Origin of the sequence: Glaciecola nitratireducens FR1064, from assembly GCF_000226565.1 — a bacterium.
GTDB lineage: Bacteria > Pseudomonadota > Gammaproteobacteria > Enterobacterales > Alteromonadaceae > Glaciecola > Glaciecola nitratireducens.
Genome location: NC_016041.1, coordinates 312153 through 327189, shown reverse-complemented (window position 1 = coordinate 327189; position 15037 = coordinate 312153). Strand labels below are relative to the sequence as shown.

Below are 15037 nucleotides of genomic sequence, written 5' to 3'. Positions count from 1 at the left end.
CATCATGGATAATCAAAAACCCGACCTTGGCAAACCTAGCATCATGGACGTTTTTTGCAAGCGCCCTGTACTAGCTATCGTAATGTCTCTGGCGTTATGCCTAGTGGGCATTCGCGCTGCTATTGAATTGCCAATCCTACAATTTCCTAAAATCGAAAGCGCATCACTGCAAATAGTCACGCCATACGTTGGTGCATCCGCAGAGGTTATTCAGGGTTTTATTACTGAGCCAATAGAGCGCGCAGCAGCGTCGGTTCCCGGGGTTGATTACGTTGATTCAAATACCACTCCTGGCGTGAGTACTGTTACGCTGTGGTTGCGCCTTGGAGTGGACAGCACGCGAGCACTGGCGGAGCTCTCGTCGCGACTTGATCAAATTCGGTTTGAATTACCCGCAGGTGCTGAAGACCCATCCGTTCAAGTTGTAAGAGCCGATCGACCCTTTGCGGTTTTCTATCTAACCGTTAACTTTGATGAAGAAACCGCAGGAATGTCGCGCCTCGAGGTAACTGATTACCTTTCACGACGCGTTGTGCCAAGTTTGTCGACCATTCCTGGTGTGCAGCGTGTTGGTCTCGAAGGTGGACGTTCTCCTGCCATGCGCATTTGGCTAAATGCAGAGAAAATGGCGGCGCTTGACGTGGCGGCCGACGATGTTTCGCAAGCATTGCGCGCAAACAATCTTGTTGCCACAGTGGGCCGCAGTGAAAACCCGCAGCAGCGAGTTGGTCTGCTAACAGACACCTCCCTCACTAGTCCTAAAGAGTTTGAAAACCTAGTCATCCGCCAAGTAGATGGTGCACAGATAAGAATTAAAGACATTGCCGAGGTAAAGTTAGGCGAAGAAGAAGGACAGGTCAGTTCTCGTTTAGATAAAAACACGGTGTTGTACATCTCAGTATGGCCATTACCGGGCGCCAACGAAATCGAAATTGGCGACCGACTGTATGAAATGTTAGAAACGGTTAACCCAACGCTTCCTCAAGGCTTGAGCATTACCGACGGTTACGATGGCACTATTTATATGCGCAACGCCCTGCGTGAAATATTTATCACTTTAGCAGAAACCGTGCTGTTAGTTGGCTTGGTTGTCGTTGCAATGATGGGCTCTTTTAGAACGGCTCTAGTGCCTCTCATTACTATCCCTATTTCTATTTTGGGCGCTATCGCAGCGATGACGTTAATGGGCTTTACCCTCAATCTTTTGACTGTTCTCGCGATCGTTTTGTCAGTTGGCTTAGTGGTCGACGACGCTATTGTGGTGGTTGAAAACGTAGCGCGACACATGCGTCAAGGCATGACTAGAATGCAAGCTGCGCTGGCAAGTTCGAGGCAGCTGCTAGCGCCAATAATCAGTATGACGATCACGCTCGCTGCCGTTTATGCGCCCATTGGATTGCTGTCTGGTCTTACCGGAGCTTTGTTCAAAGAGTTCGCGTTTACGCTCGCTATCGCCGTTTTAATTTCAGGTTTTGTTGCCATTACACTTTCCCCTATTATGAGTGCCTATGCGTCCCCTGAAGGCGGCAAGGAAGGTAAAATGACGCGAAAGGTAAATGGCTTTTTCGAACGCCTGCAGACGACCTACGGGAAAGTACTCGTGCGCACAATAGAGTGGAAGGCGCAGGTGCTTACCATTGCAATATTCCTATCGTTATTATCCGTACCGTTCTATTTATTCTCATTAAAGGAGCTTGCACCAACGGAAGATCAATCGAGTATCAACGTGATAGTTGAATCATCGCCAGAAGCATCTTTAGAATACACCATGAACAATATGGACAGTATTGTAGATACCATGAAAGAGCTTGAAGGTGCTAAATTCATGTGGCAAATAGTGAATCCTATCGGTGCATTTAGCGGCGTCGATTTTGTCGACTCCAGTGAACGAGAACAAAGTGTGCAAGACATGTTTTGGAAAGCCTTTGCCTCATTGTCATCGGTCACAGGACTAAAAGCATTTCCGGTATTAGATTCCGCCCTACCAACATCCGGTAACTTTTCTGTTGAATTAGTTGTGCTCAGCACTGATTCATATGAAGAGATGAAGGTGAATGCGAATAAAATGGTGCAAGCGGCAGTTGAAAGTCAGAAGTTTCTGTTTGCTGACACCGACTTAAAAATCGATTTACCTCAAGCGCGCTTCAACTTAAACAGAGAGCGTATCGCCGACTTAGGTATGGACTTAAGCAGCGTGAGTCGGCAGTTAGAGGTGCTCTTGTCTGGCAACTTTGTTAATCGCTATAACCAAGATGGTCGCGCTTACCGTGTCATCCCGATGATTGACGACCAAGGCAGGGCAAACCCGGATGCGATCCTCGATTTACAAATTCGCACGCCAGCGGGAGACTTAGTTCCAGTTCGCTCCATTGCAAACCTAGTGACCGAAACTGCGCCGCGGGTATTGAGTAAGTTTCAACAAAAGAATGCCTTTAGAATATACGGTGAAGTTATTCCCGGGACTACCAAAGAGCAAGGTTTACGTGCTTTAGAGGACGCAGCGGCAGAACTCCTACCGCTAGAGTACAGTATTGATTATGCGGGTGAGTCACGCCAAATTAGGCTTGAAGGTAATACCTTGGAAGGCGTTTTGTTAGTGGCACTGGTATTTGTTTTCTTAGTGCTTGCCGTTCAGTTTAATAGCTTTAGAGACCCGCTTGTTGTATTACTTGGTAGCGTACCGTTAGCGCTTGCCGGTGCAATGATGTTCGCATTTTTAGATTTCACCACTATTAATATTTATTCTCAGGTAGGCTTTATCACCTTGGTAGGATTGATAGCCAAGAATGGGATATTGATTGTGGAATTTGCAAACCAGATGCAAAAAAAGGGGCTGGCTAAATTGGACGCCATACAATTAGCGGCACAAACCAGGCTACGCCCTGTATTAATGACAACGGCGGCTACAGTACTTGGCCACTTTCCCTTAGTACTTGTGACGGGTGCTGGGGCTGAAGCAAGAAACAGCATCGGTATAATATTGGTTGCCGGAATGCTGGTAGGAACCATGTTCACCTTACTCGTGCTGCCAAGCGTGTATCTGGTTTTAGCATCCGATCATGCGCCAGATGAGTTAGGTAAGGAGACCGTTGATCCAATTACTCCCTAGTTTGAGCATTAAGCATTCTCGCCACACTGAATGGCCTCGGCACGAAATAACAATGCGAGGCAAAAAACGACTGGCGTTGGTAGATTGACCGTATTCGCCATCGCTACTGATATGTGCGTGCAAGTAGATGTTTAGAGTCTGTGCGCTACTGCATAGCTGCTATTGTATTTAACAGGGATTGTGCTTCCGCTTTTAGGTGCCGCTGCAGGTCACTTCCGATTGTTCTGATGTCATTTTGCAGTAAGCCTAAGCTGGGCTCAAATTGGTTGGTTAAATCAGGTTGGATATTGTATGCAGGATGAATAGATTGCGATATATCAGATAAGCACAAAAGCCAGTTGTATTTGAGCTTTTTTTGTATAAACAATTTAGACAAATGTGTTGATAAAAGTTTAGCATAAATCGATGATTGAGAATAAAAACAGACTTGTGGAATTTTCCATATCTGACTCTCCCCCTCACGAATGTGGCCCTCGCAAGACCAGCAAGTTTCAAATAGTCGAATCGCGTTTAACTCAAAAACAAGGGCGACAACACTGCGTTCAATCGGGTACTGAATAGGATCAACTGATAAGGATTTTGCCGCTTCTGGGCATTTGGGTGAACAAATATCCGGAATATGCTGTTGACAACCTACGCATGGAGGCGATACCGATGGTTCATCTTGAATAATAAATTTTTGTAGATCTCGTTTTACTTGTTCTAAATCAAAGAACTGATTGTTAGGCTCGCGAATTTTCATAATATTGTCTTCGATGAATGTAGCCTAGTTGCAATTATCGGCTCTGTCAGTATACAGTATTACACAAACAAATAGTTTTCAATTGATTGAAATCAACCTATATAGAAGATGATCTTATGCTAGCTATGCACTTTGATAGAAGATGGTTGGATATGCTTCTAAAAACACATAAAAAAACATTTTCAGGAAGCTGTCAGAATGTGGATTATGAAGCGAAGGTTGTGATCCCAGAGTATAAGCACAAGGTGGCTAACTACTTTGCCGATATTATTAATGGGAATATTGACGATTATTGCAGACGCGCAGAACTGCCTCTTGTTTATGATAATTACGGTGTTGAAATTGAGTTTAAGACACCCACGCAACTCGACGTGCATGAAGAAGACCAAATTTTAAAACCCAGCATTAAGGAGTTATTGCAAAAAGTGGGGCCCGTTACCTTTAAAAACGCCTACTTTTCAGCTCAATTAAGAGAAGTGTATCAACGCAATAGCTTCCCCCATCTGAATTTCCATATTGATCGAAATGTGAGTATGCCCACACGATTTTCAATTTACACGCGAGACCCTTTTGACGAAGAACAAAGGTTCCCCCGTGAATCATCTACATTGTTTATCGCTTCGGCTGTCGGTTATTTACAAGCCGTCAGAGAGGGCCTTATTGACCCCAATAAAACGAAAGGCATACATCAATCATTTGAAATATTTAGAAAGATGAACATAGAGGGCTTAATCGGAGAGCTTATCATTGAGCAGCGATGGGATAGGCCTTATGGGGTCGGTGAATTATCGATGTTAGATAACGCAACAGAAATGCATAGCAGTTACGAGCGTATATGCGCTACTAAAGGTTATCGAATAGGCGTGCGTTATGTTGCCTAATTCATTTTGAGATTCAAACCCGTATTATGTTCACGCAAATGACCTCTGACCCGATTAGTATTATCTAAAGATCAATAAAGATGTAAATTTATTGATCATCCTTTGTAATTTTTTTGTTTCAGATATATGCTTACGACAATTAGTTTCCTAGTCGAACTTTAACTTAAAAAGAGAAGCCTATGCCTTTCAATAAAGAGCTTACCGAAGAACTCAATCTTATCCTCAAATTCCCTAATAAAAGCTTAATGCAAGGGCTTAAAGTACACAACGATGCCGACCCAAGTATGGTTGCAGCAGCAGAGCGTTTATATAAAAAGGGAATTGTTAACGCTCCAGATGGAGGCTACTTAACTGACTTAGGACACGACCTTGCTGAGCATGCTTCCGTAATACAATCCGCGCTGACTCATCCTGGCTAAATGTAATATTTATCGTCTCTTCTAATTCGAAGCTTGAAAAGCCCAACTAGTATAAGTTGGCGCCCATGTGGTAGATTCAAACTCATGCTTTCAAATTAAAGAAAATTCGGTATGACTCATCCAACTTATAACGATTTTGCGCAAGTATCTTCATGCGATTTAGCTGACGCCTTACCTCGCCATCAGTTTATGCACTATGCTATTCATCCTCTCTGGGCAAACATGCCGCGCATCGCAGGTAGAGCTTTTACCGCGCAGTGCGGCCATGGCGACAACCTAATGCTTCACGCTGCTATTTATGCTGCTGAACCTGGCGATATTATTGTAGTACAAGCCAATGATGAGTATGCGGTAAGCGGCGGAAACGTGTGTGCTATTGCAAAATCGCGAGGTATCGCTGGTTTTGTCATCGATGGCGTTATTCGGGATATTGACGAGGTTGTGGATATCGAATTTCCAGTCCATGCCCTTGGAACTTGCCCTAAGCCCGGCGCAAAGAAAGTTTATATACCCCTGAATCGACCTGTAGTGTGCGGCGGAGTCAACGTGCATACCGGCGATATTATTGTAGCTGATAACGACGGTGTTGCGGTTATTCCACAATTACAGGCACAAGATGCTCTAGCGACAGCGATTAAAAGACGTGATGCTGATGCAGGGCAAACCCTACTGCAGTGGCAGAGCAAGCATGAACAAAATGTGAAGGATATTCTGCTCAAGTTGACTCGATAGTTTTCCAGAAAGAACTCTGCCCTTAGCGTGCAGATATTCGACTATTTAAGGTAGCGGCCTACAAATTTGTCAATGGCGGTAAACGCTATTTCTCTGTTTTCAGGCGAGTCAATAAAGTGAGTACCATCTTTCAGCAGTATATATTCTGCTTTTTTATCTGCCTCTTCAAGCGCCTCATAAAAAGCTTTGCCTTGCGTATAGCTCACTCGAGTATCACTTTCACTGTGTATCAATAATACTGGCGCAGTAAATTTTGCGACATAGTTAATGGCTGAATTTGCGTTTAAATCGGCCAACTCAGTGTCTACGTCAACATCACCTATTAATTGTCTAAGTGTGGCTTTCGAGTTGCCTCCCCAAGCGCCATCTTTACGAAGCATTTCAGGAATGTCGGCAATCCCGTTGACACTCACCACACACTTAAAGCGATCGGGCTCCTGAAAGCCAGCGGTTAATGCAACATATCCGCCATAGCTAGCGCCCACAATACAGGCGTTGCTAGTATCGGCAAGTGCGTTTTTACCTACAAAATCCATTGCTTCATAAACGTCTTGCTGCATCAATTTACCCCACTGCTTATAGCCAGCAGTTTCAAAAGCATTGCCGAAACCTTCGGAGCCTCTGAAGTTGACTTGGAGCACTGCAAAACCTCTGCGCGCAAGTAATTGCACCCAAATGTCGAAATACTGAGTGTCGCGCGCACGCGGGCCGCCGTGAGGTAATACAATCAAGGGCGACTTCTCAGCTTTAGCACCTGAAGTAAAATATCCACTAAGTGCTGTACCGCCTTTGGTAGTAATAGCAATCTTGGTTTTACCGGGTAAACTTAAGCCTTCCAGTGCTGGATACTGTGATAACCATGCCGAGGCTTTTTGCGCTGCCAAGTCGACTAAATAATACCTGACCGGTTTGTCGGTTGAAGCAAGACCAACAATTAATCTTTGCTTGTCTTTACTCGCGCTTATTACAAATGTTTCAAAGCCTTTAAACGTGGACTGCATCAACGCCTGGCGCTGCGCTAACTCCTCGTCAAAATACTTGATGCGATAAAAGTCGTCGACGTAGCTATAGCCGACAAGCTTTCCATCTTTAGTGATAGCAGAATCGAGATCGTAACCTTCAACCTTAAAAATTACCTTGCCGAATGTTTTTGAGCGTAGGTCGAACTCACGCAGCACTACCTGATTTTCACCAAAATCAGTCGATACCGCTAAGGTGTTATCATCGATAACGGATATAATATTAAGGAAGGAACCTATACCTGCCTCATATTGATAGATTGTGTCCCAATCCTCAGTTTTAGTATCTTTACGGTAAATAATGGAAACATCTACCTGCTTCGAACTGCTGTTATATTTGCGCTTCATTCCAACTTGTACATTGCCATTAACATCGGCTAACCAAGTACTTACGCCAGATACAGCACTAATTTCCTTATCAAATTTTCCAGAATATACGTTTACTTTAAATACGGCTGGGTCATTGTTGTCTTTGTCCGTATATGCGGATACCAAGATATGTTCAGGATCCTTATTCAACATCGATAACACATTAATACCTGAATAAAATTCATTGCGCAGTATTTTTGCCACCTCTAATGTGCGCAAGTCAGAACCGTCTTTATTTAAGCTGTAAAGGCGATAGAAGCGCACTTTTTGAGCGAGCACCGTTTTCGAGTAGCTAGTGTAAACCAGCAGCCGTTCATCGTTTATCCATCTGATCGATTCAATTCTATCATCAGCGTCTTTGAGCTTTACCACCCGCCCGAAATCAAGCGTTCCATAAGGTGTAACCACAACAGACTGCGCGTTGCCGTCAGGCGTGATCGCAGCGATCAACTGTCCATTAGGTGATATAGTTGGCGATTCAACGAAGGGGACCATCGATAAGGCCTCTAACGGCGCTTTTGAATGAGTTTGAGCATCGACTGACGCAGAACTTAGGAATAAAAATAAAATAGCGAAGCACATGTACTGCATGTGGAAATTCCTTTTTAATATTTGTTTTTGAGGCACTTACCCCTCATTCCATTGCGTCGTAGATTACTCAATTTTAAATGGCCTAGCAACAAAAGAAGACCTTCACTGTTCTTCTAATAACCGAGGTGCAACATATTTTCTTAAGGCGTCAATTGGCAAAGGTCACACCAATAAATCCGGCGCCCGTTACGTTGCGCTTTCACAATAGGCGTCACGCAATCTCTACAGGGCAGGCCCTCGCGATTGAAAGCCATAAATCGAACGCTCTCGTAACTACCTTTGGTTTTCGCTAACTTTTCACCAAGCGCTTTTGGTACAGTATGGCCTTTTGTAGCATACGCGCGCTTTCCTATAATTAGCGTCTGTCTTGCCAGACTCTCTAGCTGCTGTGGGCTCAACTGCTTTGGTTTGAAGTCAGGGTGAATACCCGCGGCATAAAGTATTTCCGTACGTAAATAGTTGCCTATCCCAGCTATAAAATGCTGATCTAGGTACAAGATTGACAAGCTTCTGTTGCGAAACCGCTTATCCAGCAAACGCTCTGCAACGCTTTCCCATTTCAAATCCTTGTTTAGAATATCGGGGCCAATTTTACTTAAAAATGGATGCTGAACTAAATCGTGACGCTCGTAAACTGCAATATCAGATGCACTGTAAAGCAAAGCGCTGTTGCTTTTGGTGTGCAGGGCAAGACGCAAAGAACGTTTGGTTTTGGGCAACGTGCCGCGTTTAACAACTTTCCAAACACCGTAAAGTTGATTGTGGGAATACACTGACAGCCCGTTACAAAAATGAATTAACATTGCTTTTCCACGTGTTTCTACCTCTTCCACTTTTTCGCCTTTCAACTTTTGGGCAGGTGAATGCAGGTGCGCTAAGCCAACCTCAATGTCTTCTATGATTTGATTTTCAATTACTTTAGCAATTTGATCAGCGGCTAAGCGTATTTCTGGGCCTTCAGGCATGGAATTTCCCGTCACGTTTAACAAAAACTATACTATATAAAAACCATACGAAAAAAGCGTTCAGGCGGGTCATGACAAAATCTATACGGCAACAAAACAAAGTTCACTCGTCCCGTTTATTTGGAAGCTACGGAGCTAGACCGGCAGCTTTCAGAATATCGAGCATTGGAGTGAGCTGTTTTTCATATTTTTTCCAGCGTCCAATTGAGCGACCGTGTACTTTTTCGCGCACCTGTGCGGCACTTGCAGTTACAACGGCGGCGTTGTTTTTCTCGAAGTTGATACAAGCGTCTTCCCAGTCAAGATCTAAATATTCGATCAGCCTGCGTGCTTCTATATCATTTTGCGAAACAACATTTTCATAGGCAACATCCAAAATTCGGCCGGGCATAATGCTATGCCAGTGTTCCATCAAATTGCGGTACATAACAAAGTGCTCAGCCATTTCACACTGGTCATAGCTATGCGGATAAACATCCTCAAACAGCTGTTTGAAAACCGCAAAACAGCTGTCTGCAGGACCTCGGGTAACGTGAATGATTTTAGCCTTTGGAAAGGCTTTTGCGATAAAGCCGACTAACATAAAATTCATTGGGAATTTATCAGTAAAGTAAGGTGTATCTCCTCTCAGACTAGCTAATCCAGCTAGATAGGATTTTGCGAGTTCCGACCCAGAAAGATTGACCGCTTTGTGAATTAATTCCGCTGAAATAAAGTCATTAGTGCGCACGCCGGTTAGCGCCCGAAGTGACATAGCAAACTGAACGGGTTCACCCGCTGAGTGCACTAAGCTGTGGCTAGAAGCGATTCGGTCGACGAGCGTTGTGCCGGTGCGAGGCTGACCAATAATAAAAATGGGCGCTGACTCATTAGATACATCACTTCCCGCTTCAAGCCAACTGGCTGTGCACACTGTTTTAAGCGCAGTAAAAGTTAGCTTCGATCGCGATGCTTCATAATTCAGCGTTTGACGTTTTGCCGCAGCGCCCTGCTCAAATGCCGAAAATGCTTCACCCCAGCACTCAGTATCTTCGAAAAGCTTACCCGCCGCATAAGCTAAAAAAGCATGCTGCCTTGGAAATGCTGTCGTCGATTTCATGATCTCAAGTAATTGCTCGGCCATAGCGTTGTCGTTAGCCTTAACCAGTGACGACAGCGTCCACCAAGATTCCGCATCATTTGGGTCAAGAGCGACTGACTTTCTGAGCGCCTGCTGCGCGCCTTGAAAGTCGCCGCTTTCAAGTAAACTGATACCCAACGCGCGGTAGTAAATTGGGTTGGTCGGCGCATGTTGAATGGCTTTTTGGAGACATATATTTGCATCTTTCACGTAGCCTAAAACACTCAGTACGTGTGCGATAGGATACAAAACATGCGCTTTATCACTTCCTATTTTGTATGCCGTCATGGCTGCTTTTTCAGCCTTCACCGAATTACCGCTTTGATTATAAACAATGGCCAAAAAAGCCCAATATTCTGATTGCGACGCATCAAGCTGAACGGCAGCCTCTAGGGCTTTTACTGCGATATTTAACTGTTGAGTTTCGATCGTCACTCTACCAATTAAGTAATGAGCCTGAGGGGTATTTCTATCGGTTCTTAACAGCGCTTGGGCAAGCTCTATGACCAAATTAAAGTTTTTCAATTCAAACGCTTCAAAAGCACGAGCTAAAGTAGATGTAACGTCGCTCCCCGTTTTAGAGGTACCAATATTAAAACTAGTATTGACGGTGTTTTCATCCATAAATATGACTCTTGGTGCCTTCAAAACGACAAAGTCTATAGAAAGCTCTGCTGCTGTCAAGCAAGCCAAAGGACTTGATATTAAAACGGAGAAAGGAACGTCAACCACATAACCTGTGATAAACAAAAGGCGAAAAAAAGCCGCTCATTGAACCTCAATGAGCGGCATGTTATTCCTAAATTGGAATGTTGCTAAAGTGTTTACTTAGAATCTAAGTGATGCACTGAAGCGAACAGATCTAGGTGTTTGCCAAGCTGTAGGCTTACCGTAGTTAGGGTTGATGTCTGGAATCACACCCAATGCAGTATCAGCTGCTTCGTCATCATAGATTTCATTAACTTCAGTAATGGTATCTGTGTTTAGCAGGTTGAAAACATCCGCTCTTAACGTAAGGTCATAATCTTCGTTAATAGCGATGTCATAGCTTGCTGTTAAGTCAATTGACAGAACGCTTGACGTAGTGCCGCGTGAACCACGAGGACTAGGCACACCTTGTGCAAAGAACGACTCAGACTGGTATTCACGAGCAAATGCGTCGGTTGGGTGATAACCAAAAGCATTCTTAGGACGACCTGATGACCAACGTAGGTTCATACCCAAGTTGAAGTCTTCAGTAAACGCGTAAGAACCGAACACTTTTAAGCTGTGACGGCGGTCATTCGGAAGGTTACCGTTGGCGCCATCTAGTAGTCCTGGTTGGTCAAATAATGTGGTTAAACCAGCATCATCTTGGCCGTTATCAGAACGGATATAACCTTCGTTATTACCCCAGCTGTGTGACCAAGTATAGGTTGCATCTAAGAACCACTTGCCATCCCATGCTTTAGTGACGTTAACGTCAACTGCTGCGTACTTACGAATAGACTCTGGGTAGTTCAAATCAGACGCAGGAATTGTATACGTAGCTAACGGCAATGGGCCATCAGTATTCGCATCAGGATCTGTAGTGATGGTTAAATCAGTACCCGGGTTAGTTAACACGTAGTAATGGAAACCTGAACATTCTGTACAAGAAGCACCAAATTCTCTTTCAAGATATTTGTTTAAACCAAAATCGATTGCAACATCTTCGATAGTTGTTGCTAGCTCACGATAGGTCCCTTGAACTGCCATGCTCCACTCATCATTCAATTTAAATTTATAGCCTAAAATGAATTCGTCTGAGTACATTGCGTCTAAACTTGTGTCAACAATTTCATCAGGAGAAGGTACGTCGCCGTCAGCAAATACTTGCGTTGCTTGGGTTTGAGTGCCATCAAAATTTGGAATATCTAATGCAGCATCAGCAAGACCAGTAAACGTTTTATATTCTTGAATATACGTTTCTGCGCCCGACAAACGAATGTTGGTGTTTGCAGCAACTGGCAAGAAGTAACGACCGTAGCTGAACCATACTTTCGAATCGCCATCGCCGTTGATATCGTAAGCAGCACCTAGGCGCAATGCCCAGTTGTTGTCCAATTTAACAAACGAGTCACCTGCGCCATTTTTGTTTTCAAAAGAATCGTTACGCAAGCCCATATTGATAACTAGGTTATCAGTTGCTTGCCATTCATCTTGAATGTAGTAAGCGAAGTTGTTTGACTCAAACTCACCACCAGCGCTGTATGTGCGGCGTCTAACTTGGTAAGGCTCAGGATTAGCTGGATCGGTTTCGTCATCTATATAAATTAAGTAGTACGCGCCACCAGAGTTAATTGTATTTGCATTAGCGGTCAATGTTTCAGAATCGATACCGAATCTGATTGAGTGGTCGTCTAAGTACAAATCACCGTCAAGACGGATTACTTCGCGCTTATCGTCGCCCACGGCTACAGAGAAGTTAGCAAAGTTACCACTTTTAACGAAAGCGCCGTTGCTGTCGAAACGTCTGTAAACAGCTGGGTTAGCATCCAAATCACTCGATGTTGTGCGATCAGTTTCGTTCACACCGTAAAGCGCTGATAACGAGAAGTAATCGTTGATAACACTGGTGTATTCAACGATGTAGTTAATACCACCTTCTTTGATAACGCCCGTTGCATCCGGAATACGTACACCGTTAGTGTCGACCGCTGGAGCGCCATTAACTGACTGATAGTTTGAAGTCACTAGTTCACTTTCATCAGAGAATGCTGTTACTTTCAAGATGTTAGAATCGTTAATAAACCAATCGATAGTTGTCGCCCAAAAAGCGTCAGTATCTTCTTGTTTATTAATTTGTTGAATTATATCGTCGCCACTCTGTGTTTGACTTCCGTTGAAATCAAAAACGTCTGAACGCGGATTATACAAGCCATAGAAAAACAATTTATCTTCAATGATTGCGCCACTCGCCCAAATATTCATTTCAGCAAATTCGTTTTCGTCTTTGGTATTGTCGATTAAGAAAAGATCGCTACCTGGACGTCTAACAGAAGGTCTATCTTCACGAAGCGCATCCGGCTCCCAGAATACGTTAACACCCCATTTAAACTCGTTCGTTCCGCTTTTTGTTTTTGCGTTGATAACTGAACCAGTTACACGACCGAACTCTGCAGAGTAACCGCCGGTTTTAACTTCGAAGCTGTCATACATTTCGAAAGGAGGGTTACTTGAGCCCACACCTGTTCTGAAGTTAGTAATATTCAAACCGTTAATGTAATAAGCATTTTCAGCGGCTGAAGCACCACCGATAGAAGCCACGTTACCAAACGCTGTATCGCCTTGCGTAGCGCCTGGAGTAAGTAACGCAACACCTGTTAAATCGCGAGGTACCGGTACTTTATCAAGCGTAAAGCTGTCTACGCGAATACCAGTAGAAGTGCTTGTTAAATCAACCGCAGAAATTGCAGTACCGACTACCTGAATTGTTTCTACATTGTCGTCTTGTAAGATTAAATCAACACTTACTGTGCCGCTTAGGCCAACATTTATGTTTTCTTGCGTTGTTGTTTTATAACCTGATTTCTCAGCAGTTAACTTGTATGTGCCGGCCGGTAATAAAGGAAAACGAAAATCGCCGTCATTAGAAACAGCTTCGCGAACTAGGCCTGTTTGCGTGTTTTCAATAGTAACTTTGACATCTGTTACCGAAACACCTGATTGTGTTGTGAGTGTACCAGCAACGTTTTTAGCAAGTGTCGGCATTGACGTTCCGAGGCAAATAGCCACGGCGACAGCCAATGTGGTTTTATTTAATTTTTGCATTTAAGCAACTCCATTATGCGAATGTGTGATTAAGTCCTAAGTGATCTTATTTTTTATAATATTGTAAATGGTAGATCGCGCAGAATAAGAACACATAAAATAAGTAGGGTCAATTAAGGAAGAAAAAGCAAAGTAAAATCAAATAAATAGATGCAGGCCTTCAATGCAAGTTAATTATTTGTAATAAAGGGCCCGATCGGTTTAGCAACACTGGATTTACGAGTGGAAAGTTTTATTTACATTCGAGCATTATTTACTTTCTGCTTATATGAAACTTTATTTCATATCACAAAAATTGATACGGCCGACAGTAAAAGTATAGTCGCACTAATCGGTTTTGCTTAAAACTTAGGCAGCATCTACTCGGGACGCAAAGCTGCCAGTTTCTTTTCCTTCTTCTCTTTCCGATAATGCTTAAACGAATCAAATGTAAACAACGCTAACGCGGTCCAAACAAAACAGAAAGTGACTAAACGTCCAGTGCTCAGAGGTTCGTTGTAAAGCGTCACCGCCAAGAAGAACATTAATGACGGTCCAATATATTGAAAAAAGCCTAAGGTTGAATACCGGATGCGTCTAGCTGCTGCCGTAAAGCAAAGTAGTGGGGCTGTCGTCACTACGCCAGCTAACAATAGGAGAACGTTAAGTGAGGTGTCATTAGTGCTGAGATTGGAGGCTTGTGTTGCGAAGAAGATCCAATAGATAATAGCAGCCGGCAAAAGAAACAAAGTTTCAATAAATAAGCCTGGCAATGAATCAACGGAAACTTGTTTACGCAGCAATCCATATATGCTGAAACTTACTGCGAGCGTGAGCGCAATCCACGGTAGATAACCGAAGTTGAAAATCATAATCAAGACACCGAGTACAGCAATACCAACCGCCACTTTTTGGGTCATTCGTAGAGTTTCACCTAAGAATAATCGACCTAAAAAAACATTAATCAAAGGGTTGATGTAATAGCCTAAACTCGCTTCAAGGATATAGTCGTTATTCACAGCCCAAATATACAAAAACCAATTGCAGGCCAACAGCGTGCTGGCCACCATCAGCGTAATTAGCACGCGCTTGTTTTTCATTGCGGTTTTTACTTTGCCGAGATGTCGCAAGCCAACGATCAAAAACGTCAGCAACACCACTGACCAAACCACGCGATGTACTAATATTTCGATCGGCGGGACGGCTGCGAGTGCCTTAAAGTATAAAGGAGCAATCCCCCAAATAGTGTAGGCAAAAATGGCGAAGATAACACCTGAACGAACTGAATTTGATTGACTCAATGGACTCTCATTTAATGT

General features: G+C 43.6%; 10 protein-coding genes. 4 read left to right on the top strand and 6 right to left on the bottom strand.

Annotation, left to right across the window (positions count from 1 at the left end; translation table 11 throughout):
* Positions 1-4 precede the first annotated feature (4 nt).
* Complete coding sequence (locus GNIT_RS01370; protein ID WP_014107320.1) at positions 5-3109, top strand: efflux RND transporter permease subunit; 3105 nt, start codon at positions 5-7, stop codon at positions 3107-3109.
* Between the two features lie 145 nt (positions 3110-3254).
* On the opposite strand, the gene GNIT_RS01365 is transcribed toward GNIT_RS01370, so the two are convergent.
* Positions 3255-3851: a hypothetical protein gene (locus GNIT_RS01365; RefSeq protein ID WP_014107319.1), complete on the bottom strand. Its 597-nt coding sequence runs from the start codon at positions 3849-3851 to the stop codon at positions 3255-3257.
* A 116-nt stretch (positions 3852-3967) separates the two neighbouring features.
* Here GNIT_RS01365 and GNIT_RS01360 point away from each other — a divergent pair, with 116 nt between their 5' ends.
* The 3 genes from GNIT_RS01360 (at position 3968) to GNIT_RS01350 (ending at position 5883) form a co-directional block, all read left to right on the top strand.
* The gene (locus tag GNIT_RS01360; protein ID WP_014107318.1) at positions 3968-4732 is read left to right on the top strand and encodes a hypothetical protein; all 765 of its coding nucleotides are present in this window, start codon (positions 3968-3970) and stop codon (positions 4730-4732) included.
* Between the two features lie 179 nt (positions 4733-4911).
* On the top strand, positions 4912-5151 hold the full coding sequence (locus GNIT_RS01355; RefSeq protein ID WP_014107317.1) for a TIGR02647 family protein: 240 nt from the start codon (positions 4912-4914) through the stop codon (positions 5149-5151).
* A gap of 111 nt (positions 5152-5262) precedes the next feature.
* On the top strand, positions 5263-5883 hold the full coding sequence (locus tag GNIT_RS01350; protein ID WP_014107316.1) for an RraA family protein: 621 nt from the start codon (positions 5263-5265) through the stop codon (positions 5881-5883).
* 41 nt (positions 5884-5924) lie between these two features.
* On the opposite strand, the gene GNIT_RS01345 is transcribed toward GNIT_RS01350, so the two are convergent.
* From GNIT_RS01345 to rarD, 5 genes are all read right to left on the bottom strand, one after another.
* Positions 5925-7862, bottom strand: a complete 1938-nt coding sequence (locus GNIT_RS01345; protein ID WP_014107315.1) for a S9 family peptidase — start codon at positions 7860-7862, stop codon at positions 5925-5927.
* A 140-nt stretch (positions 7863-8002) separates the two neighbouring features.
* The gene (gene nei / locus GNIT_RS01340) at positions 8003-8827 is read right to left on the bottom strand and encodes an endonuclease VIII (RefSeq protein ID WP_014107314.1); all 825 of its coding nucleotides are present in this window, start codon (positions 8825-8827) and stop codon (positions 8003-8005) included.
* A gap of 127 nt (positions 8828-8954) precedes the next feature.
* Positions 8955-10571: a tetratricopeptide repeat-containing sulfotransferase family protein gene (locus GNIT_RS01335; protein WP_014107313.1), complete on the bottom strand. Its 1617-nt coding sequence runs from the start codon at positions 10569-10571 to the stop codon at positions 8955-8957.
* Positions 10572-10775: 204 nt separating this feature from the next.
* Complete coding sequence (locus GNIT_RS01330) at positions 10776-13739, bottom strand: TonB-dependent receptor (protein WP_014107312.1); 2964 nt, start codon at positions 13737-13739, stop codon at positions 10776-10778.
* A 359-nt stretch (positions 13740-14098) separates the two neighbouring features.
* Positions 14099-15019, bottom strand: coding sequence for an EamA family transporter RarD (gene rarD / locus GNIT_RS01325; protein ID WP_014107311.1), 921 nt, complete (start codon positions 15017-15019; stop codon positions 14099-14101).
* Between the last annotated feature and the right edge of the window lie 18 nt (positions 15020-15037).

Excerpts from the sequence above, each read along its gene's own strand:
- GNIT_RS01370 (WP_014107320.1), top strand. The coding sequence starts at position 5 with ATGGATAATCAAAAACCCGACCTTGGCAAACCTAGCATCATGGACGTT.
- GNIT_RS01365 (WP_014107319.1), bottom strand. The coding sequence starts at position 3,851 with ATGAAAATTCGCGAGCCTAACAATCAGTTCTTTGATTTAGAACAAGTA.
- GNIT_RS01360 (WP_014107318.1), top strand. The coding sequence starts at position 3,968 with ATGCTAGCTATGCACTTTGATAGAAGATGGTTGGATATGCTTCTAAAA.
- GNIT_RS01355 (WP_014107317.1), top strand. The coding sequence starts at position 4,912 with ATGCCTTTCAATAAAGAGCTTACCGAAGAACTCAATCTTATCCTCAAA.
- GNIT_RS01350 (WP_014107316.1), top strand. The coding sequence starts at position 5,263 with ATGACTCATCCAACTTATAACGATTTTGCGCAAGTATCTTCATGCGAT.
- GNIT_RS01345 (WP_014107315.1), bottom strand. The coding sequence starts at position 7,862 with ATGCAGTACATGTGCTTCGCTATTTTATTTTTATTCCTAAGTTCTGCG.
- nei (WP_014107314.1), bottom strand. The coding sequence starts at position 8,827 with ATGCCTGAAGGCCCAGAAATACGCTTAGCCGCTGATCAAATTGCTAAA.
- GNIT_RS01335 (WP_014107313.1), bottom strand. The coding sequence starts at position 10,571 with ATGGATGAAAACACCGTCAATACTAGTTTTAATATTGGTACCTCTAAA.
- GNIT_RS01330 (WP_014107312.1), bottom strand. The coding sequence starts at position 13,739 with ATGCAAAAATTAAATAAAACCACATTGGCTGTCGCCGTGGCTATTTGC.